Below are 25,041 nucleotides of genomic sequence, written 5' to 3' on the forward strand. Positions count from 1 at the left end.
ATTCCGCGACCAGGGTCATGTCCTCCCGTAGCCGACATGCACGGTCGTCTCCGCCTGCCAGGGGCGGTCTCATGCACGGTCCCGCCCGGCTGATCGACCAGCGGGCCGACCGGAGCGATGTGCTCTCTTCGAGCCGGGGCCGGCGACTGCCGGCCCAGCTTCCTGATGTCCGCCGCGTCTCGTTCGCCGCGGACTCGAATGTCTCCGACATGAGTCGGTCCCTTCCTGCCGGACCGCCAGGCCGGTAGGAAGGGACCGAGATCAGATCAGCCGCTATGCCGGCGCTTCCCGTCGAAACAACCCTTTTCGATGGTGTCGGGTAGGCGCCGGTCGGAAGATGATCAGCATTCGTTCATGAAACTTTCCATGACCGAGCCGACGACGGCCATTGCTTGCGGATGACTGAGTTCGAGGTGACGTGCGTCGACGACCGTGTTGTGAATCTTGCCTGTGATGTACGGGCGCCACGTCTGGGCGAGAGCGTCGACATCCGTGCGGTCCTTGCCCGCGGTGAAGAAGAGCAGGTCTCCTTCGAAAACCTCAGGCTGGTAATCGCCGGCGATGTCGCTCGCGGTCTCGAAACTCTCCATCACCCGATCCGTCTGTTCGGCAGTGAACAGCCCGGTCCCGACCACTTGGCTACGGATGACTGCCCATGCTTGCTCGTGGGTGTGCGCCTGAACCATATCGCCGAGTTCGAACAGTTCCCGCCAGCCGCCGAGGAGGTCTGCCATCAAGCTTCCCGGCGCTTGCTCGTCCGCAGTGCTGATCGTCGACTCAGCAGACAGATCCGATACGTTGGCGGCGGAATCCAACAGGGTCAGAGTTCCGACAAGTTCGCCGTCTCGCTGGAACTTCACCGCCATCGCGTGCGCAATCTGCCCGCCCAACGACCATCCGAGCAAGTGGTATGGACCATGCGGCTGCACTCGGCGAATCTCGGCCACATAACGTTCGGCCAATTCATCCACAGATTCTGCACCCGGTTCGCCCGCGACGACGTGCGGATCCTGTAGGCCGTACAGCGGTCGATCCTTGTCCAGATGCTCGACCAGGCCGCCGTAGAACCATGCCAACCCTCCGGCGGGGTGCACACCGAATATCGCAGGCTTCGATCCGCTCGCGCGAAGCGGAAGCACCACCTCCAGACCGGAGCCGCCCGTAGCTTCGTCGGCCCTGCGCGCCAGTGCCTTCGGGGTCGCGTCGTCGAACATCCATGGCAACGCGATCGTTACACCACGAGCGCGCAGCTCGTTCACCACCATCGTGGCCAGCAGCGAATTGCCGCCCAGGTCGAAGAACCTATCCGAAGCCCCGACCCGCTGGATACCCAAGACCTGCGCATAAACGTCAGCGATCATTTTCTCGGAATGGGTTCGCGGTGGGACGAACTCGGTCGACGAAACGTCGAAATCGGGAACGGGCAAAGCCTTTCGATCGAGCTTGCCGTTGACCGTCAACGGCAGATCGGGGAGCACCATCACCGTCGAGGGCACCATGTAGCTGGTCAGTACCTGGGCGGCGGTCTCGCGGACCTCGCCCGGATCGATCGGCTGGCCATCGATGCCCACAACGTAGCCGATCAGCTGATCGACGCCCTGCGCATGGCGATGCACCGCCGCAGCAGCGCGCACCACATCAGGATGCCGGAGCAATGCGGACTCCACCTCACCCAGTTCGATGCGATAGCCCCGCAGCTGCACCTGCGCGTCCGCTCGGCCGGCGTAGGTCAACTCGAGCCCGCGCGCGGACTTGCTCCACCGGCCGAGATCACCGGATCGGTACAGCCGCGAACCATGCGGACCGAAGGGATTTGCCACGAATCGGCCCGCGGTCAGAGCCGGGGCGCGCAGGTAGCCCCGCGACAGTTGCCCGCCGGCCACATAGATCTCCCCTGCGACGCCGATCGGCACCGGCTGAAGCCGGTCGTCGAGCACATACACCCGCATCCCCGGCAGCGGTGATCCGATCCCGGTTACGTTTGTCTCGTCTATCTCGCGGAACGTGACATGCACCGTCGTCTCGGTGATTCCGTACATATTGACCAAGCACGGTGATCGCAGATCGTGAGCCGCAAACCAATCGGCCAACCGGGATACATCCAGCGACTCGCCGCCGAATACGACGTAACGCAGGGCGAGTCCACCAGCCGTGCAACCGGATTCGCGATATTCACGCTCCGCCTCGGCGAAACCGTAGAACGCCGACGGGGTCTGGCTCAACACCGTCACGCGTTCCCGCGCCACAAGATCGACGAACGCCTCCGGCGACCTGGATGTGTCGTAGTCGACGACGACCAACCTGCCACCGGACAGCAGCGCGCCCCACATTTCCCACACCGCGAAATCGAAGGCGTACGAATGGAACATCGTCCACACATCGTCCGGGCCGAGGTCGAAACGCTCGGCCGTATTGGCAAACAATGTGACTGCTTCGCGGTGACTGACCGTCACTCCCTTGGGACGGCCCGTGGACCCGGAGGTGTAGATCACGTACGCGACGTTGTCCAGCCGCAGGTTCGGCACCACCGGAACGGAGCCGACCGCGGCGTCGCCACAATCCTCGATGTGCACTATCGGTACCGCGCACTCCGGCACGTCCGAAGCCGTCTTCACGGATGTGAGCACCGCAACTGGACGCGCGTCGTCGAGCACGAACCGCAATCGGTCAATGGGGTACGCCACGTCGAGCGGCAGATAACCGGCGCCTGCCCGAATCACCGCAAGCAGGCCCACGACCAGTTCGATCGAACGCGGCAAAGCCACGGCCACCAGTGACTCCGGCTCCACTCCCTGTTCGACCAGCCGAGCCGCGACCTGGGCAGACCTCCGATCCAGTTCCGCATAGGTCAGCTGCGAGACACCGTCGGTGACTGCGACAGCGTCCGGCTGGGCCAGGGCTCGGGCAGCGAACAAGTGCGCGAGCGTCGCATCTGCGACCACAGCGCCTTCTTCTCCTGCCGAGTCCAGCAATTCGCGCCGCTGTACCGGATCGACGATATTGACATCGCCGACCGGCACCGCCGGATTCGCAGTGACGTATTCCAGAATCCGCACGTAAGCGTGAGCGAACCGAGTCATCGTCTCGTCCACGAAGAGATCGGTGGCGAAAGTGAGTCGTCCCGCCATGCCACCGGGACGGCCTCCCTGACCGAATTGCTCGACCAGCTTCACGTTCAAGTCGGCCTGGGCTTGCTCGAAACCGTTTTCCAGCGGCTCGATACTCAGCTCCGACAGTTCCAACGCGGCCTTGCTCAGGTTCTGGACATCGAGCGTTACCTGGTACAGCGGAAGATGCGCGGTCGACCGGGGCGGATTCAGCGCTTCCACGACCTGCTCGAAAGGCACATCCGCGTGCGCGAATGCTGCCAGATCCATCTCGCGGGTCGAGGCGAGCAGTTCGGCGAACGGCTGCCGTGTCGACACCCGTGACCGCAACACAAGGGTATTGACGAACATGCCGATCAGATCGTCGAGGTCACGCTCTCCACGTCCGGCTACCGGGGTGCCGATCGCGATATCGTCGACGCCGGCGAGTTTGGACAGCAGCACGGCCAGCGCGGCGTGCAGGACCATGAAGACTGTCGCGTTTCTCGCGCGTGCGAGGGCGATGATCCGCTCGTGCAGTTCGGCAGGAACCTCGAACTCGACCGCGCGCCCACGCATGGACGCGACCGCCGGCCGGGGAAGGTCGGTCGGCAGTTCGAGCAGCTCGGGCAGCCCGTCGAGGGTGTCCTTCCAGAATCGCAACTGCTGGGACATGACCGAGTCCGGGTCATCCGCCGATCCGAGCATCTCGTGCTGCCACAGTGCATAGTCGGCGTACTGGACCGGAAGTACCGGCCATATCGGCTCTGTGCCTTGCCTGCTCGCCTCGTATGCCATCGCCACGTCCCGCGCGAGCGGGATCATCGACTGGCCGTCGGCGCAGATGTGGTGCACGCAGATGACCAGAACGTGGTCCCGATCGTCGAGAGCGAACAATTCGAAACGCAACGGGGGCGCCTGTGTCACATCGAAACCGGTCGAGACCATGGTGATCGCCCGGTCCATGACCTGGTTTTGGTCGATGTGGACCGGACTCAGCGCGGGAGCGACCTCGTCGGTGGCGACGGCAACCTGGCAGGGCTGTCCGTTTACCATCGGGAACTTGGTCCGCAGCGACTCGTGCCGGTCGATGACCAGTTCACACGCGTGCCGCAGCGCATCGACGTCGAGTTCTCCGCGCAGACGGATCACCAGCGGGATGTTGTACCCGCCGCCAGCGGTGTCGAACTGGTTGAGGAACCACATCCGCTGCTGCGCCGGTGACAGCGGTACGCGCGCAGGCCGGGGCCGCGGCGTCAACGCCACCCGGGAGTCGCGGTCGAAGGTTGCCAGGCGGGCAGCGAGTTCGTCGACCATGGGCGCCTCGAACAGGTCTCGGACCCCGAGACGCACTCCCGATGCGGTGCTCAACTGCGCAGTCACGCGGGTGGCGGACAGCGAATCGCCGCCCAGGTCGAAGAAGCTGTCCGTCGCCCCTACGCGGTCGACGCCCAGGACGCTTCCGAACACCGCAGCGACACGTCGTTCGGCGTCGGTGCGTGGAGCGACCCATTCGCCGCCATCCGCGAATTCCGGGACGGGAAGCGCCAAGCGGTCGAGTTTGCCGGTCCTGGTGAAAGGAAGTTCGTCGAGCACCATGAACACCTCGGGCACCATGTGGGCGGGCAGTCGCAACCGCGCAGCGGCCCGAAGGTCGCCCGGATCCGGGTCATCGTCGGTGACGAGATAGCCGACGAGCCGGTCGACGCCACGTTGGTCTTTCCGTCGCAGGACGACCGCCTGTTCGATCCCGGGATATTCGGCCAGAACAGTTTCGATTTCACCGAGTTCGATGCGCTGGCCGCGGATCTTGACCTGGAAATCGCGGCGGCCGAGGTATTCCAGGGTGTGCTCGGGTGTCCAGCGGACCAGGTCGCCGGTGCGGTACATGCGCGAACCTGCCGCACCGAACGGATTTGCCACGAATGCGCCCGCTGTAGCCGATGCCCGGTTCACGTAGCCGCGCGCCAGTTGCGCTCCCGCGAGATACAACTCACCCACCACCCCGATCGGCACCGGCCGCAACCACGCATCCAGCACGACGGCCTCGACGCCACGGTTCGGCCCGCCGATCGTCACCGCACCACCTGGCCGCAACGCAGCACTGATCCCGGCGAGAATCGTGGTCTCGGTCGGGCCGTACCCGTTCAGCAGGGTTCGGCCCGGCGCCCATACCTCGACCGTTTCCGGCGATACCGCCTCGCCCCCGGCCATCAGTACCCGCAGCGAATCCATACCGGCCGGCGACATCGTCGCCAGGACACTGGGGGTGACGAACGCATGCGAGATCTGCTGTGTACGAATCAGTTCCGACAGCTCGTGACCAGCGAACACCGCTGGCGGCGCTGCCACCAGCACGCCGCCGTTAGTGTGGGCCAGCAGCACCTCGAGGACCATCACATCGAAGCCGGGAGCGGCGGCGTGCAGCACTCGTGATTCTGTGTCGACACCGAACCGGTCCCGTTGCACGGCAGCGAAATTCGCAAGACCCTCGTGGGTGACCGCGACACCCTTCGGCGTTCCGGTCGAGCCGGAGGTGTAGAGAACATATGCCGCATCCTGAACGTGCGGTGTACGCACGAGCTCCGGGTCCGTGATGCCGGCTGTCGGTTGCGCGGCGATCGACAGCTGTGCGTCCGGATCGTCGAGGACCAGCGGGCGCACTGTGCCGGGCAGCAGATCTCGCGCCCCCTCGACCGTTACCGCCACCCGGATCTCGGCGTCCGCCACCATGAGTGCGATGCGCTCGGCCGGATTCCGCGTATCGATGGGCACGAACGCCGCGCCCGCTTTGGTCACCGCCCACAGGCCGACCACGAATTCCATCGACCGCGGCATCGCCAGGGCGACCTGATCACCCGGTCCCACACCCCACGCGATCAGCTGTCGCGCCACCTGGTTGGACCTGGCATCCAGCTCCGCGTAGGACACCATACGCGGACCGGACACCACCGCCACGGCGTCGGGATTCGCCACCACGCCCGCAGCCAGCAACTCCGCTGTGCGGCATGGTGATACGGTGCTCCCGCCCGACGCGGGCACGAGCTCGCGCCGCTCGTCCGCGGTCAGCAGATCGATCGCGCCGAGACTTGTAGCCGGATCGCTGGTCAGGTTCCGCAGCACGGTTTCCAGACGGGCCGCGAGACCGGCCGCCATCACCTCGTCGACGCGGGCTCGTTGGTAGCGGACTCGGATATACAGCTTGTCGGTGTGGTGTGCCTGCACCGTGATCGGGTAATGCGCCGCGTCGGAGCCGTCCGCTGAGACCACACGCATGCCGTCGATGTCGGCATCGCCCAGGCCACTGCTGTCGACCGGATACGACTCGAACACGACCAGGGTGTCGAACAACTGGCTGCTGCCTGCGGCCGCCATGATCTGCGACAGTTCGAGGTAGTGGTGGTCGAGCAGACGGGTGTTGCCGGCTTGCAGCAGGCGCAGCGCGTCCTCGATGGTCAGGTCCCGCCGCACATCGGCGACGACCGGAATCGTATTGATGAACAGGCCGATCATCGACTCGACGCCCGGCAGTTCCGGGGGCCGGCCGGATACCGTGCTGCCGAAGGCCACACGTTCGACGCCGAGCAGGTTGCCCAGCACCACCGCCCAGGCGAACTGCATGATCGTCGCCATTGTCACGCCACATGCCCGCGCGAATGTCACCAAGTCTGCCGTGGTGGCTCGATCGACAACGATTGGCAGATCGATCGGAATGTCTGCCGTCGTCACCGTTCGCGGATCGGCGATGAGCGAAGGCTCGCTGATCTCCCGCAGCGCGTCGCGCCACACCTCGATGCTGGCGTCGCGATCGCGTCGGTCCAGCCATTCCAGGTATTGCCGATACGAGGCCGCGGGGGCAAGCAACTCCGGCTGTGCAGCAACGGCATACAAACCGATCAGCTCACGCCACAGCAGCGGCAACGACCAACCGTCCAGCAGCAGATGGTGCGCCGTCAACACCAGCCGGAACTCACGCTGCCCGACGGCAATGAGCAGGAACCGCAGCAGCGGCGGGTCGGCCGGATCGAACACGACCGCCCGCTCGGCTTCGATCAGCTCATCTACTTCCCTTGTGCCGCCGGAGAGATCGACGCTGTGCCAGGACACCGCAGCGTCGACCGGAATGACCTGTGCGGGAACGCCATCGGCCGTTCGCGTGAACGCAGCCCGCAGGTTGGGATGCCGCTCGAGCAGAGCTTGCGCGGCACGCTCGAGCCGATTCTCGTCGACCGCGCCCGCGAGGGTGAGGACCGACTGCGCGGTGTAGACGTCGAGTTCGCCCGCGGCGAATTCGGCGTGGAACAGCAGACCCTCCTGCAGCGGCGCCAACGACCACACGTCGCTCAGCGGACCGTACCGGTCCGCGAAGTCGTCCAGATCGCGCTGTGTGAGGTCGACCAGCGGAACATCTGCCCGGGACAATCCCCACTCGTCGTCGGCACCGGCAATGGTGGCGATCTCGGTCACGGCGTCGACCCATCCGGCGACGAGTTCGGCCACATCATCGTGTTCGAGCAATCGCGAGGCGTAGCCGATATGTGCCGACAGCTCCGGTCCGATCTCGGTGTCCACGATATTGACGTCGATCGTGATCACCGCTGCGGCAGGCATATCCGGATCGAAGGCGGATCGCCGGTCGAACTGCTCATCGGTCGGGACCCAGGCAAGATCCGACAGCGACGTGAGATCCACACCGGCGCGGCCGAGATTATTGAAACTGATCTGTGGCTGGGGCGCCGCCGCCAGCCGGTCGACCGTGTCTGGGTTCAGATAGCGCAGCAGGCCGTACCCGATGCCCTTGTCGGGGATCTCGCGCAGCTGATCCTTGACGGACTTCACTGCCGTACGCAGGTCCGCGTCATCGATTCCGGCCAGGTCCAGGCTGACGGGGTACGCACTCGTGAACCAGCCCACGGTGCGCGAAACATCTGCTCCCGGAGCAATCTGCTCTTCGCGGCCGTGTCCTTCCAGGAGGACTTTCATGCCCGGGCACGGAATGCCGCGCCGTCTGCGCCAACGGGTCAGCGCGACGGCCAGCCCGGCCAGCAACGCATCATCGACACTGCCGCGCACAGACCGCGGCACCGAGTCCAGCAACGCCGAGGTCACCGCGGCCGGAACGGAGACCGTCAGGTTCCGAACCGTAGCGTGGGTGTCGACTGCAGGATCCAATTCCGCGGTCCCGAGGAGTGGATCGGCTGCGGTACTCATCCGCTGCCACAGCTCGAGTTCGCTGCCACGGTCGATGGCGGCCGCGGTTAACGCGTGCGCCCATCGCCGCATCGATGTGCCCTGTGCCGGCAACTCGACCGTGCGTCCCTGACCGATCTGCTGCCAAGCGGTGACAAGGTCGGGCAGCAGTATCCGCCACGACACACCATCGACGGCCAGGTGATGAATCACGATGAGGGCACGGGCATCGGCCTCGACGCCCGATTCCGGAAGCAGGCACGCGACCTGCAACATCCGGCCCTCGGCGGGGTCGAGACGACCGGATGCCTCGGTCAACGCCGCTTCCACTACGGCGGTGAAACCGTCGCTGCCCGGCGCCTCGTGCGCTCGGAAGCGGCGCACGAACACCGCGCCGACGGCATCGGCGGCGTGGGGAGGCAGCACGTCCATGCACCGTTCGCGCATTCGCGACCGCAGCATGTCGTGCTGTTCGAGCACTGTCAGCACGGTCGCGGTCACATCGTCGACTCGCGCGTCCCGTGGCAAGCGAACCAGCATCGACTGCGCGAACCGATCAGCTCTCCCGAGCCGCTCGACGAACCAGGACACGATCGGCGTGAAGGGGATGTCTCCCACGCCACCACCGGGCAGCTCCGCGAGAGACACCCGGCCCGCCGCCGCAGCCACCTGCGCCAGCCCGCGCACGGTCTTGCGCTCGAAGATGTCCCGCGCCGTCACGACGACGCCTGCCGTCTTCAGACGCGAGGCCAACTGGATCGACATGATGGAGTCACCACCGAGCGCGAAGAACGACCTCGTCACGCCGACCGACGCAACGCCGAGCACGTCCGCGAAAGCGGCCGCGATGGTGCGCTCGAGGTCGGTCGCCGCAGCGGCGGCATCGGCGTCGCGAGTATCGAAAACGGGTTCGGGCAGCGCTTTTCGATCCACCTTGCCCGTCGAAGTCAGCGGCATGCGGTCGAGCACGGTGATCGTCGACGGCACCATGTGGGCGGGCAGGACAGCAGCGACATGATCGACCACGACACTGGGTTCGATGCTCGCCGCGTGCTCCGCCACGATGTACGCGGCGAGCAAGGGTTGTCCACCGGGTCCCGAGCGGCTCACGGTGACAGCGGAAGCAACCTGTGGGTGTGCCAACAGCGCGGCGTCGATCTCGCCGAGTTCGATGCGCTGGCCACGGATCTTGACCTGGAAGTCGGTGCGGCCGATGTATTCCAGCGCACCTTGCGCGGTCCAGCGGACGATATCGCCGGTGCGATACATCCGCGACCCGCGTCCACCGTATGGGTTCGCTACGAACGCACCCGCAGTCGCGGCAGGGCGGTTCAGATAGCCACGCGCCAGCGCACCACCGGAAAAGTACAACTCCCCGTTCACACCGACCGGCACCGGACGCAACCGGGCGTCGAGCACCACAGCATCGACACCACGGATCGGGCCACCGATGGTTATCGTGTCGGACGGCTGTACCGGATCGCTGATCGTGACCACGATCGTCGTCTCGGTCGGACCGTAGATGTTGTGGAATTGCCGCCCTGGCGCCCAGGAAGCGATCAGGTCCGCGGAGACCATCTCACCTCCGACCGCCAGCACCTGCACCGATGCGAAGTCCGCCGGCGACATCGTTGCCAGCACGCTGGGCGTCAGGAACGCATGCGTCACCTGATGCTCGCGGATCAGTGCGGCAAGATCCGGGCCGCCGAAGACTTCCGGCGGCGACACGACCAAGCAACCGCCGGCCGCGCACGCCATCAATGCCTCGAGTAGCACCGCGTCGAAGGCGGGCGCCGCCACCTGCAGCACACGTGACGTGGCGTCCACGCGATAGCGGACCCGCTGCTCGGCGGCGAAGCCGGCCAATCCCTCGTGGCTGACCACGACACCTTTCGGTGTTCCGGTCGACCCAGACGTGTAGATCACGTATGCGGCATCCCGAAGCTGAAGGGCCCGGGCGCGAGCCGCATCTGTGACGGCCCGGCTGGAGTGCGCGGCGATCTCGGTGGCTGAATCCGGTTCGTCGAGCACCACCCATCGGACATCGCCCGGAAGTGACATGCGCGCGGACGCGACCGTGATCCCTACGGTGACACCGGAATCGTTCACCATGTGCGCAATCCGCTCCGCGGGATATCGCAGATCCACCGGTACGAACGTGGCACCGGTCTTCGCGATCGCCCACATGGCGACGTGGTAGTCGACCGACCGTGGCACGGCCAGCGCGGTGAACGTCCCCGGCCCGGCTCCCAGGGTGAGCAGGTGCGCGGCGAGCTGGTTGGACCGCTGATCGAGCTCGATGTAGGTGAGGGTCTCGGTGTCCCCGATCAGGGCGACCGCGGCAGGGTCTGCTGCGACGGCCTCGGCCAGGAGGTCGGGCAGCAGACGCGGCGGCGCGGTCTCGCCGCCGCGCACCGGGAGGAGCCGTTCGGACTCCTCGGCGTCGAGCAGATCGATGTCGCCCACCACGCGGCCCGGATCGTCGGTGACCGCTTCGATGACCCGAATGAACCTCCGGGCGAGCGATTCCGCCGTGGATGCCGCGAAAATGTCTGTGGCATAGATGATCTCGCCGTCGATACCGGCCAGCCGTTCACCGTCGACGCATTCGGTCATCAGCACGGTGAGATCGGTTTTCGCCTGCGCGATACCAGGGTCGAGCAGTTCGACATCGACATCGGGCAGCTCGAATCGCGCCGCACGCATGTTCTGCAACCCGAACATCACCTGATACAGCGGCGTATATGCCGTGGATCGGGCGCGGTCGAGGACGTCGACCAGCCGTTCGTAGGGCACGTCGGCGTGGGCGAGCGCATCAACGTCGACGGCGCGTACCTCCGCCAAGAGATCGCGGAAGGACAGGTCGTCCCGAACCCGCGTACGCAACACCACGGTATTGACGAACATGCCGACCAGATCGTCCAGCGCCTGGCTGCCTCGACCGGCAATCGGGGAGCCGATCGAGATGTCCTCGCTGTGCGCGGTGCGCGACAACAGAATCGCCAGTGCGGCATGCAGCACGACGAACACCGTGACGCCCTCACGGTGCGCCAGCCGCACGACGTCTTCGTGCAGCCGCGCCGGCAACGCGAAGCCAACACTGCCACCGGCCATCGACATGGTGGCGGGCCGAGACCGATCCGTCGGCAGGTCGAGCAGTTCCGGAGCATCACCGAGGACGTCGTTCCAGTACGCGATCTGCCGGGCGATCGGCGACGACGGATCGTCCTCCGCACCGAGCATTTCGCGATGCCACAGGGCGTAGTCGGCGTACTGGACTTCCAGCGGTTGCCATTGCGGCGCTTCGTCGTTCACGCGTGCCGCGTAGGCAGTGAAGATATCGCCGGCCAGCGGTGCCATCGACGAGCCGTCGGCCGCAATGTGATGCACCACGAGCACGATCACGTGCTCCTCGGCGCCGGTGCGATACACCCGTGCCCGTACCGGCACCGATTGCGCGACATCGAAACCTGTTTCGACGGCCTGCCGGATCCGGTCGGCCAGCTCCGCCTCCTCGGCGACCGGCTCCGGGGCCAGCACCAGCTCCCCGGCCACGGCGGCCACATCCCGCACCACCTGGCACGGTTCGCCGTCGACGGCGGGATACACCGTGCGCAGCGGCTCGTGCCGTTCCACCACATCGAGTAGTGCCGCCTGCAGCGCATCGACATGCAGCCGGCCGGTCAACCGGGCCGCGAAGCAGATGTTGTATGCCGCCGAGGCGGTATCGAACTGATTCAGGAACCACATCCGCCGTTGCGCCGTCGCCAATGGGACCGCTGCCGGCCGCGGCCGGGCTACGAGCGGGGCCACAATGGAGCCGGTTCGCCCGCCCAGACGTTCGGCCAATCCGGCGATCGTCGGTTCGTCGAAGATGTCGCGGATGCCGACCTCGACATCGAGCGCTGTGGCGGCCCGGGCCGCGATGCGGGCGGCCGAGAGCGAGTTGATCCCGATCTCGAACAGGTTCGCCGTCACGCTCACCCGATCGTTATCGGTGATCATCTCAGCAACGATCGATGCAAGGACTGCTTCGCATTCGGTGCGAGGCGGCACGACATCCTCGCCGTCGTCGAACACCGGCTGCGGCAAGGCGCCTCGATCGAGCTTGCCGTTCGGTGTCAGCGGCATCGCCTCGAGCACGTGTACAACGGCCGGAACCAGGTAGGACGGCAGTGAACGGGTGAGCTGGGCACGAATCGCGCGCCCATCGGTCGCCGCATTCGGCACCAGCGTCACGTATCCGACGATGCGTTCGGCGGTGGCGACGGCGACAGCCCGTGCGACGTCCGGGAGCGCGGACAGCGCCGCTTCGATGTCACCGGGCTCGACCCGCTGGCCGCGAACCTTCACCTGGAAATCACTGCGGCCCACGTATTCCAGCTCGCCGGCCTTCGTCCACCGCCCGAGGTCACCGGTGCGATACATTCGCTCACCCGGCGCACCGAACGGATCCGCGACGAAGGCGCCGCAGGTGAGGTCGACGCGGGCGTGATAACCGCGCGCCACCTGGACACCCGAGACATAGAGGTCACCGACGACACCGACCGGCACCGGTCGCAGCCGTGAATCCAGCACGTAGACCTGCATGCCGGCCACCGGCGTACCGATCGTGACCGTCGAAAGGGTCGCCGCACCCGGCAGGCAACGTGCAGCCGTGACGACTTCCGCCTCGGCCGGGCCGTACCAGTTCGCCACCTCGGCGTGCGGGAACACGCGCGCCGAGCCGTCGACGGTACGCTGCGCCAGCGCCTCACCGGCGACGAATACCCGCCGGATCGACGGCAGCCGTGTAGTGGTGGTCTCGAGAAGGACATCGAGCATCGACGGTACGAAATGCACGGTACTGATCTGATGATTCGCGATGACGCCTGCGATATACGCGGGGTCGCGATGTCCGTCGGGTTCGGCGACCACGATCTGCGCCCCAACCTGCAACGGCCAGAACAACTCCCATACCGCGATATCGAAGGTGATCGGGGTCTTGTACAAGACGGTATCGGACGCGTCGTGCGGCCACTGCTGCTGTGCCCATGCCAACTGACTCACCGTCGCGGCATGGGTCAGGGCGACGCCCTTCGGGACTCCGGTGGAGCCGGAGGTGAACAGGACGTAGGCCGCATTGTCCGGTCGCAGCGGCGCACGTCGCTCCGCATCCGTGATCGGAGTGCCGGGAAGATCAGCCACATCGACTCGATCGATGCGTGCGGTCTCGAATCCGCCCGGAAGTGCGTCACCGTCCCCGGATGTGGTGAGCACCAGCAGCGGCTGCGCCGCGTCCAGCACACCAGCGATCCGTGCGCTCGGATGATCCGGATCGATCGGCAGGAACGCGGCGCCCGACTTGATCACCGCGTACAGCGTCGTGATGAGATCGACCGATCGCCGGATAGCCACCGCAACAACGGTTTCCGGGCCTGCGCCACGGCCGATGAGCCATCGGGCCAGACGGTTGACGTGGGTGTCGAAATCCCGGTAGCTCAGCACGGTGACGTCAGGAAGGCAGATCGCTCGTGCATCCGGGGTGCGGGCGACCTGCTCGTCGAAGGCGTCGACGAGCGTTCGGCCGACCGCGGCGGGGCCGCCGGTGTCGTTCCACCGCTCGAGCACCAGGTACCGCTCCGCGGCATCCAGCAGCTCGATGCCGCCGACAGCCGTATCGGCATCGGTCACGGCGGCGTCGAGCACCCGCACGAATTGTTCGGCGAAACGCCGTACGGAGTCCTCGTCGAACAGGTCGGTGGCATACGTGAGGCGCAGCGTCATGCCGGTCGGTTCGTTGTGGGTGCCGTGCCCCTCCGTCATCATCAGCAGCAGGTCGTAGATCGCGGCACTGTCGCCGGGATCCACGTTCTCGACCGAGAGCCCCGGAAGTTCGACCCGGGCCTGCGCCATGTTCTGATAGGCGAGCATGACCTGGAACAACGGCGTATATGCCGTCGACCGGGCGGGATTCAGCGCTTCCACCAGCTGCTCGAACGGGACCGCGGCATGGTCGAAAGCCTCGATGGCTGTGCGTCGCACCTGGTTCAGCAGGCTCGAAAACGATTGGTCGACCTCGACCTTGCTGCGCATCACCAAGGTGTTGACGAACATCCCGACGAGGTTGTCGAGCGATCGGTGGCCGCGGCCGGCATGAGGCACGCCGATGACGATGTCGTCGCTGCCCGAAAGCCTCGACAGCAACACCGCCAGCGCGGTGTGCACGACCATGAACGTCGTGGCTCCGGCGCGCCGCGCCAGCGCCTCCACCCGGCCCTGCAGCTCACCCGGGATCACGGCGTAGACGACCGCGCCCCGTTGCGTCTGCACCAGCGGCCGCGGCCGGTCGGTCGGCACTTCGATCACATCGGGGACGCCCGCGAGTTGCGTTCGCCAGTAACCGATATCGCGGGCCACGTAGGAGTCCGGGTCGTCCGCCGAGCCGAGCACTTCACGCTGCCACAGAGCGTAATCAGCGAACTGTACGGCCAGCGGCGCCCAGTCCGGCGCGTCGCCACTCGACCGCGCTCGGTAGGCCGTGACGATGTCGGCGGCCAGCGGCGCGACCGAAAAACCGTCGCAACTGATGTGGTGGACGGCCAACGCGGCCACCCATGACTGGTCGGACAGCTGATACAGCGCAAAGCGCAGCGGCACACCCTTCGACACGTCGAATCCGGCGCCGAAAAACTCGGACAATCGGGCCGGCAGCTCGCGCTCACCGACCGGTTGCGGTGCGAGGTCCCAGGTCCCGACGACGTCGGCTGCATCGAGTACGACCTGTGAGGCCATGCCGTCGACGGCCGGATACATGGTGCGCAGGCTCTCATGCCGTTCGACGACATCACCGACGGCCGCTGCGAGCGCATCGATGTCGAGGACGCCGTCCAGCCTCATCGCCAGTGGCACAACGTATCCGGGCAAATCCGGGTCGAACTGGTTGAGGAACCACATCCGTGCCTGTGCCAGCGACAGCGGAAGGCTGTCCGGGCGCGGCTTCCGAGCCGGCGCGGGCAGGTTCGGTATCGCACGCAGCTGCACGATACGTTCGGCGAGCTCGGCCACGGTGGGTGCTTCGAAGATCACCTGCACCGGTATACCCACGCCGGCGATATCGCCGATCCGGCTCAGCGCGCGCGCCGCGACCAGCGAATTTCCGCCCAGGTCGAAGAAGTTGTCGTCCGCGCCGACCTCCGGAAGATCGAGCAGGTCGCCGAAGATCCCGGCCACCGCCTGCTCGATGAAACCCTGCGGTGCGCGGTATTCGGATTCCCGGCTTCTCGGGTCCGGCACCGGCAAGGCGCGGTAGTCGACCTTGCCATTGGCCGTGAGCGGAATCGCGTCGATCCGCATCACAGACGAGGGCACCATATACGCCGGCAGCCGTTCCAACAGGAACTTCCGGACCTGCTTGACGTCCAACAGCTCCGCGGCCACCACGTAGGCGATCAAGAATTGCTCGCCGCGGTCGGCGCGCACCTGCACGACGGCCGCGGTCACCTGCTCGTGCGCGACCAACGCGGCTTCGATGTCACCGAGTTCGATCCGCAGACCGCGGACCTTCACCTGGGTGTCGGCACGGCCGACATAGCGCAGGCTGCCCTCCGAGTCCCAGCGAACCAGGTCGCCCGTCCGGTACAGCCGAGAACCGCCGGCACCATCGAAGGGATCGGCGACGAACGTCGCTGCCGTCAGACCGGGACGTTCGTGATAACCGCGAGCCAGCTGGACGCCACCCAGATACAGCTCTCCGGTCACCCCGACGGGAACCGCGTGCAGCCGCGAGTCCAGAACTCGCACAACGATATTCGCTTCGGGGATGCCGATGGGCACCGCAACGGCGTCGAGCGTGTCGATGCGGTGAGCGGTGACGCTGACCGCAGCCTCCGTCGGCCCGTACAGGTTGTCGATACGCGCGGTGCTGAGTTCCCGGAAGCGGCGGACGGTGTCGGCCGGCAGTGCCTCGCCGATGCACAGCACCCGCCGTAGGTCGGGGAATTCGTGCGCCCCGGCGGCATCGAGAAATGCCGACAGCAATGAGGGCACGAAAGCCACGGTGGTTATGCGATGTTCGACCATCAGCCCGGCCACGGCACCTGGGTCGCCGTGTGCGTCGGGACCTGCGACAACCAATGCCGCGCCGCAGGTCGATGCGGAGAACAGCTCCCAGACCGACAGATCGAAGGTGACCGGCGTCCGCAACAGCATGACGTCGTCGCCGCCGAGCCCGTAGTGATCCCGCAGCCACCGCAGTTGATTCACCACCGCGGCATGCGGTACCGCCACGCCCTTCGGCACGCCCGTGGAGCCGGAGGTGTAGATGACGTACGCCAGATCATCCGGGCGCAAGGCCCGAGTTCGATCGGCGTCTGTCACCATCGATGTATCCGCGTGCTCGGCGCCGAGCTGCTCGAACGCCCACACCGGTACGTCATCGGGCAAATTCGCCTCGTCGGCCTGCCGGGTGATCACGGCACTCGGCCTCGCGTCGGTGACCACCGCACGCACCCGATCGACCGGATGATCTGGATCCAGAGGCAGATAGGCGGCGCCTGCCGCGTGGATCGCGTACAACGTGGTCAGCAGATCAACGCTGCGACGCATCGCGACGGCAACGACGGTTCCCGGGCCGACCCCGCGTCCGATCAGCACCCGGGCCAGCGAATTCACCCGCGCCGCGAATTCTTGATAACTGAGCCGGCCACCATCTTCGGCATCGACGACCGCCATGCTGTTCGGGTTCGCCGCTGCCTGCGCGGCGAACAGGGACGCGATCGTCGCGGAAGAAGCACGCGCCGACTCCCCGCTCGACCGCGCCGCCAGCGCGCGCGCCTCATCGGCGGTCAGCAGGTCGATATCGCCGACAGCGCGGGCGGGATCGGCCACGATCGCTTGCAACAGCAGCAGGTAGCGGTCGATCATCGAGGTGATCGTCGCCTCATCGAAAAGATCGGTCGCGTAACCGAATTCGACTGTCATGTCGCCGGGTTCACCGTCCGGCCCCAGCGTGTCGACGAGGTTCAGATGCAGGTCGTACTTGGCCACGCTCGGATCGGCCATCCGGGCCGAAACCGTCAGGCCCTCGAACTCCACAGTCGGGATCTCGATGTTCTGGAACGAGAATCCGACTTGCGTCAACGGCGCGTGTGCCGTTGAGCGAGGCGGATTCAGCACCTCGACGAGCCGTTCGAATGGGATGTCGGCGTTCTCGAATGCGGCCAGATCGGTGGCCCGGGCTTGATCGAGTATCCGCAGGAAGGACACCGCAGGCTCGACGCGTGTCCGCAATACCAGCGTATTGACGAACATTCCGATCAGACCGTCCAGTCCGGGCTCGCCACGGCCGGCGATCGGTGTGCCGACCGCGATGTCGCCGCTCCCCGAAAGCCGCGCCAGCAGCGCCGCGTAAGCCGCGTGCATCACCATGAAGACCGTCGCATCGTGGCGGCGGGCCAACGCTATCGCCTCGCGATAGAGGCCCGCGGGCACCGTCGCCGACACCGTCGCACCTCGGAAGGACTGCTTGGCCGGCCGAGCACGATCGGTCGGCAGGTCGAGCACCTCGGGCAAGTCGGCGAGAGCCGCGCGCCAATACTCGATCTGGGCGGCGGTCAGACTGTGCGGATCGTTCTCGGTACCGAGCAATTTCCGTTGCCACAGCGTGTAATCCGCGTACTGCACCGTCAACGGAGACCACTGCGGTGCCTGTTGCCCGACGCGGGCTTTGTACGCGGTCGTCAAGTCTGCGGCCAGCGGTGCGAGCGACGACCCATCGAAGCTGATGTGATGGGCGACCAGAACCAGGGTGTGATCGTCGGGTGCGCTGCGCAGCAGAGTGATCCGGAACGGAACCTCGGATGTGACATCGAACCCGGCGGCCACCTCCGCGGCGATGTACGCCTCGATGGCGCTCTCCTCGACCGGCACCAATGCGGGCTGTACCGTCTCCACCGGCACGGCCACCTGGTGCGGTCCGCTGTCGCTGTCCGGATAGACGGTTCGCAGCGTTTCGTGCCGCTCGATCACATCCGCGATCGCCGCGTGCATCGCGGCCACGTCGAGGTTGCCCGACATGTGGACGACCATCGGAATGTTGTATATCGGCGACGTGGTGTCGAACTGGTTCAGGAACCACATCCGTGTCTGCGCGGGCGACAGCGGGATTCGGTCCGGGCGCTTTTGCGGGCCCAACGGCTCCCGACCGTCCGCGTCGCTGGTCCGAATACTTTCCGCCAACGCGGCGACAGTCGGCGCCTCGAAGAGTGCGCGCAACGAAACGTCGACGCCGAATGCGGCACTCAGTTGCGCTGCTGCCCTGGTGGCCGACAGCGAGTTGCCGCCCAGATCGAAGAAACTGTCGTAGACGCCGACACGCTCGATCCCCAGCACGGCAGCACACACATCGGCGACCATCTGCTCGGCCGCGTCGCGCGGTGCGACGTATGCGGTCGTAGTGGCGGCAAAAACCGGTTCGGGCAATGCCGCACGGTCGATCTTGCCCACTGACGACAGCGGCAACGTCTCGAGCACCATCACGGTGTCCGGGACCATATGCGACGGCAGGCGTTGCGCTGCGTAGTCCAGCAAATCCGCGGTGTCGACGGTGTCATCGGTCGGCACGACGTAGGCCACCAATCGCGACGCCCCGTCGATTGCGGCGCCCACCGTCACCGCTACCGCCACGGCGGGGTGCGCCGCGAGAACGGCCTCGATTTCGCCGAGTTCGACGCGCTGCCCCCGAATCTTGACCTGGAAGTCGGCGCGGCCCAGATATTCGAGTGTTTCTTCGGAGGTCCACCGCACCAGGTCACCGGTGCGGTACATGCGGGCCCCCGGGAGGCCGTACGGATTGGCCACAAAGGTGCCGGCCGTCGCGACCGGCCGGTTGAGGTATCCGCGGGCCAGCTGCACTCCGGAGACATATAGCTGTCCAGCTACCCCGACCGGCACCGGCTGCAGGCCCGCATCCAGTACCACGGCCTCGACACCACGAATCGGACCGCCAATAGTGACGCGGTCCTCGACACACAACGGGTCGCTTATCGCGACCATGATCGTGGTCTCGGTGGGCCCGTAGCCATTGAACAGCTGACGGCCCGGTGCCCACACCGCGACCGTTTCCGCCGACACCGCTTCTCCCCCGGCCACCAGCACCTGCAACGAATCCAGACCGGACGGTGACATCGTCGCCAGCACACTCGGTGTCACGAAGGCATGCGACACCCGCTGCGTCCCAATCAATTCCGCCAGCTCATGACCCGCGAACACATCCGGAGGCGATACCACCAGCGCCGCTCCGTTTGCATGAGCCATCAGCAACTCCAGCACCACCGCGTCGAAACCCGGTGCTGCCAACTGCAACACTCGCGAAGAACTGTCGACCCGATAGCGGTCCCGCTGCTCGGCAGCGAAATTCGCCAGCCCCTCATGCGTGACCTCGACACCCTTCGGCGTCCCCGTCGACCCCGAGGTGTACAGCACGTAGGCCGTGTCCGAGATACAGCAGGAACGCACCCGATCCGCATCCGTCACCGCAGCCGAGGACTGAGCTGCGATGTGGGCCGTTGCGTGCGGAGCATCGAGCACCAACCGCCGGACCGAGTCGGGAAGCAGATCCTGCAACGCCTCGACGGTGATCCCCACCCGCACGCCGGCATCGGCCACCATAAGGGCGACCCGCTCGGCCGGATTGCGCGGATCCACCGGCACGAACGCCGCGCCCACCTTGGTCACCGCCCACATCCCGACCACGAACTCCACCGACCGCGCCATCGCCAACGCGACTCGATCGCCCGGGCCCACACCCCACGTGATCAATTGCCGCGCAAGACGATTCGACCAAGCATCCAACTCGCCGTACGTCACCGTGTGGTCACCGGCAACCACAGCCACCGCGCCGGGATCCGCGACCGACAACAACTCCGCCAATACCCGTGGGGCCTCGGCATGGCCCCCCGACGCAGGCACCAATCCTGCCCGCTCGACCCCCGACAGCACGTTCAGCCTACCCACCCGCAGGTGCGGATTCGACACGACTGCATCGAGGATCCGATTCAGCCGCCCGGCCAACTCTTCGACCGTCTCCCGATCGAACAGTTCTGTGGCGTAATTGATCCGCAGAGCGACATCGCCTCCCGCGGAAGCATTTTCGGCGACGGTGACAATGAGGTCCACCTTTGCCGGTTGCGGCCCCGGGTCCAGGATCTCGACCGAAAGTTCCGACAGCTCCACGCTCGGGCGGTCCATGTTTTCGAAGGCGAGGTAGACCTGGCACAGCTGTGCGTGCGCGGTCGACCGCTTGGGATCTACTTCATCGACAACCCGTTCGTATGGAAGATCACTGTTGGCAAAGGCATCGACATCGATGTCCTTGACCCGCGCCAGAAACGCAAGGAAAGATTCATCGGAACGCATCTCGGTGCGCAGCGCCACCGTATTGACGAACATGCCGATGAGCGGCTCGAGCGCACGCTCGCCTCGGCCCGCGACCGGCGTCCCGATGGTGACATCCCGCAAACCCGACAGCCGGGCCAGCAGAACCGCCAACGCGGCATGGACGACCATGAAGGTAGTGACGCTGGCCGTGCGGGCCAAGCGCTCGATCGCAGCAAATGTTTCGGCTGGGATCACGCTGTCGGCGATATCGCCGCGCATGGATCGCTGAGCAGGACGCGGATGGTCCGTAGGCAGCTCCAGCACCGGCGGCATCCCCGCCAATTGTGTTACCCAGTAACGCAGCTGACGTGCCGCCAATGACTCGGGGTCGTTCTCGTCGCCGAGCATGCTGCGGTGCCAGATGCTGTAATCGGCATATTGCACGGTCAGGGGCTGCCAATCCGGGGTCTTTTCCTGCGACCTGGCTTCGTAGGCGGCCGCGACATCGGCCGCGAGCGGCGGAAGAGACGAGCCGTCACAGCAAATATGGTGCAGGACCATTACCAGGACGTGCCTGGACCGGTCCCCGGACGCGAGCAGCGAGACCCGGATCGGTGGACTTGTACGCACGTCGAAGCCGGTCGACGTGAGCTCACCGATCCGCTGCGTGATATCGGCAAGGTCGATCGTCTCCGATATCAGATCGAGACCGGCGCCATCGTGCTCCGCAGCCAGAACAACCTGCGTTCCTTCACCTTTCACGTCGGGATAGACAGTGCGCAGGGACTCGTGCCGACCGATCACATCTATCAGAGCCGCGCGCAGCGCAGTGACATCGAGTCGGCCGTTCAGCTGCACCACCAGCGGAATGTTGTACGCCGGGGAGGCCGGGTCGATCTGATTGATCAGCCACATCCTGTTCTGCGCCGGCGACAACGGAATTGGCTCGACGCGCGACTGCGCGCGCAGCACGGGCCTCCCGGGGCGGTACTCGGCGTCGATATGTGCGGCCAGTTCGGCGACGGTCGGCTTGCCGAACAGATCGCGGACCGACACATCGGATCGGGTCACCTCTGCGATTCGTGCGGCGACGTTGGTCGCGGTAAGCGAATTGCCGCCCAGTTCGAAGAAGCTGTCCAGCACGCCGATTCGCTCGAGATCCAGCACCTCGGCGAAGATGTCCGCGATCATCTCCTCGACAGCCGAACTCGGCGCCACGTAGGCCGCGGCAGAATCGAAAACCGGCTCCGGCAACGCCCGCGAGTCCACCTTGCCGTTGACCGTCAGTGGCAGCTCGGGCATTACCACGACGGCGGCCGGCACCATGTACTCCGGCAGTAATGTCGCGACATGCGCGCGCAAAGTGTCAGCCGCACACGCTTCTTCACCGGCAGGCACGACATAAGCGACGAGCCTGGCCGCCTCCGTGCCGGGGAGATGCACGGTGACAACTGCCGCTGAAACCGCGCTATGGGTCAGCAACACATTGCGAATTTCATCCAATTCGATGCGGAACCCACGCAGCTGAACCTGCTGATCGGCACGGCCACGGTATTCGAGCTCGCCCTTGTGGTTCCGTCGTGCGACATCGCCGCTGCGATAGAGCCGCTCGCCCGGCCGACCGAACGGGTTGGCAACAAAACGGGCAGCGGTCAGCGAAGGGCGGTTGAGGTAACCGCGCGCGAGTTGGGTTCCGGCAACGTAGATCTCGCCCCAGGCGCCCAGCGGTGACGGCCGCAGTCGTTCATCAAGAACATATGTGCGCAGACCCGGCAGTGCCGAACCGATCGCGCTCGGCGCGTCCGGCGTCGCAATGCTCGGTGTCAGGCCGAGATACGTCACGAAAACCGTTGTTTCGGTAATACCGTAGCTGTTCGCCAACACGGGGAGCGTGGGGTTGTGCTCGTACCAGTCCGCCAACCCCGCCGGGTCGAGACGTTCGCCGGAGAGTATGACCAGTCGCAGCGACAGGTCCCCTTCAGGCTTACCGGCATCCTCGTACCGCTGGCACGCCGCACCGAACTGCTGGAACGCGGATGGCGTCTGGTTGAAGACGGTCACCTTCTCACGTGCCGCCAAGCGCACGACATCATCCGGTGAGCGGGTGGTGAGGCTGTCCACGACAACCACGCGGCCACCACTGACCAACGCGCCGAAGATCTCCCACACCGAGTAGTCGAACGCGAACGAATGGAACAACGTCCACACATCTTCGGTCCGTACGCCGATCTCGGCGCACGCGTTCACCAAATACGTCGCCACCGCGCGATGGGCGACGGCCACGCCCTTGGGTCGTCCGGTCGACCCCGATGTATAGATGACGTAGGCGATGTTGTCGAGGCACAGCGGGCGTATCCGGTCAGCGTCGGTGATCGGCGCCGCAATCTCATCACCGACCGGGCCGGCAATGTCGTCGAACAGCACTACGCGACCTGGGTCGCCCGGTACCTGCTCGCGCATAGCACGAGTCGTCACAACGGCGATCGGATCGGAGTCGTGCAGCACGTATTCCAGCCGATCGGCCGGATGCGCTATATCCAACGGCAAGTACCCCGCGCCTGTTTTCAGCACGGCCAGCGTGACGACGATGAGATCGGCATCGCGTGGCATCGCGATCGCTACCAGCGAATCCGGGCCCGCCCCGAGTGCGATCAGGGTGCGGGCGAACCGATTGGAACGCTCGTCCAGCTCCCGATAGCTGAGGGTGGTCTCACCCGACGTGACCGCGATCGCTGACGGCGTCGAAACGGCCTGCCGCGTCAGCAAATCCACGAGCGTAGCCGTATTCGTCGCTCCGTCGCGGCCGGCCAGCACTCCAACGATCCGCGCCTCTTCAGCGGGGTCTACCAGCGGAATAGCGCTCAGAGCTGTTTCGACGGGCGCGTCCATGACGCGTTGCAGGAAGGCTATGAACCGGCGGGCATGTGCGTCGAGTTCATCCTGGCTGTAGAGATTCGCGTTGCCATGCAGTTCTATCAGCAGCGGCGCGTCGGCCCCGGAACGGTACAGATTCAGCTGCAGATCGTCCAATGCACCCGAGGTCAATGCGCGGTAGCGGCCGACAGCCGACCCGAGGCGGATTTCCGAGTCGAAGAAGAGGATATTGACAATCGGACCGAACGAGTTCGCAGACGCATCCAGTGCACTCGAGTCGCGGCGCAGATCCTCGAACCGATAGAGCTGGTGCCGCATCGCGAGGACGAGTTCGGACACCGACGCACGGACCAATTGCTCCACGGTGGTCGTCGCATCCACGGTGAACCGGATCGGCACCATGTTCGCCAACATCGCGGCGGCATTGCGCAATCGCTTGGTCACACGCCCGCTCACCGGCATCGACAGCACCACATCGTCGCCACCGGTCATCCGCGCGAGGAACGCGGCGAAGGCTGCCACCACTACCTGCGCGGGTGATGCCTGCAGGTTGCCGGAGAAACGGTCGAGCATGTCGGACAACTGCGACGGAAGCTCCAGGCCGGAAACACGATCGACCTTGCTCCGCCGTGTGGTGCGACCGGACAGACTCGTCGGTGTCGGCAGGTCGGCAACCTTGCCGAGCCAGTACGCCTTGTCCTTCTCGAACCGAGCACTCGCGCGATACGCGTGCTCCGCTTCGATGATGTCGCGCAACCCGACCGCATCCAGAGGCGTGGGCGGCCGGCCCTCGAGCAATGCGTTGTAGTGCTCCGCCATCCGCTTCAAGACGTTGAACGCGCCGTAGCCATCGACGATGAGATGATGGGCGCGCCCGTACCACAGATACCGATCCTCGGCGATACGGATCAACCGTGTCGCCGTGAGCCGGTCACGGCTCAAATCAACAGCTTTCGTGTTGTAATCACGCCGCATCCATTCCATTGCCGCCGCGAAGGGATCGCTCTCGCTGCTGACGTCCAGTACAGACTCGTCGTACGTAATGCTGCGGTCGACGAATTGATAGGGAACGCCATCGGACTCGACCACCCGGACGACGAGAGACTCGGTTTCGCGGCCGGCGTCGTTCACCGCCTTGACGAATGCATCGATGTCGACCGGTCCCGAGATCTCCACGTAGTGTGCGATATTCATTGCCTGCCCGCCGGGCAGATTGTCCGCAAGCCACATGCCGTACTGCGCCCTCGACAGTGGAATCAGGTCCGACTGGTGGTCGACAGGTTCGGCAGACTTCAACTTCATCTAATCCCCTCGCTCAGACTCGGAGGCACCAGAACACAGCGGAGCAACCCTCGCTAGTGTCCGAAATTGCCTATATAAGCGTTTCATCCACGTCGAAGCGGCACCCAATCCCCTGCGCCGAAACATGCTAATCAGAAGAGCATATGACTCACCTTGTCGGACACCAGAATCCAACTCGGATGCCACGTTGCAGTGCGATAACTCCCACAACGTCCATTTATCGATGTCTCCC

Annotated in this window: 1 protein-coding gene; it reads right to left on the reverse strand. The window is 65.6% G+C overall.

What is annotated here, in order from left to right:
• Positions 1–341 precede the first annotated feature (341 nt).
• On the reverse strand, positions 342–24,809 hold the full coding sequence (locus ABZ909_RS19205; protein ID WP_357001183.1) for a non-ribosomal peptide synthase/polyketide synthase: 24,468 nt from the start codon (positions 24,807–24,809) through the stop codon (positions 342–344).
• Positions 24,810–25,041: the final 232 nt, after the last annotated feature.

Origin of the sequence: Nocardia sp. NPDC046763 (assembly GCF_040645495.1) — a bacterium.
Lineage (GTDB): Bacteria > Actinomycetota > Actinomycetes > Mycobacteriales > Mycobacteriaceae > Nocardia.

Excerpts from the sequence above, each read along its gene's own strand:
- ABZ909_RS19205 (WP_357001183.1), bottom strand. The coding sequence starts at position 24,809 with ATGAAGTTGAAGTCTGCCGAACCTGTCGACCACCAGTCGGACCTGATT.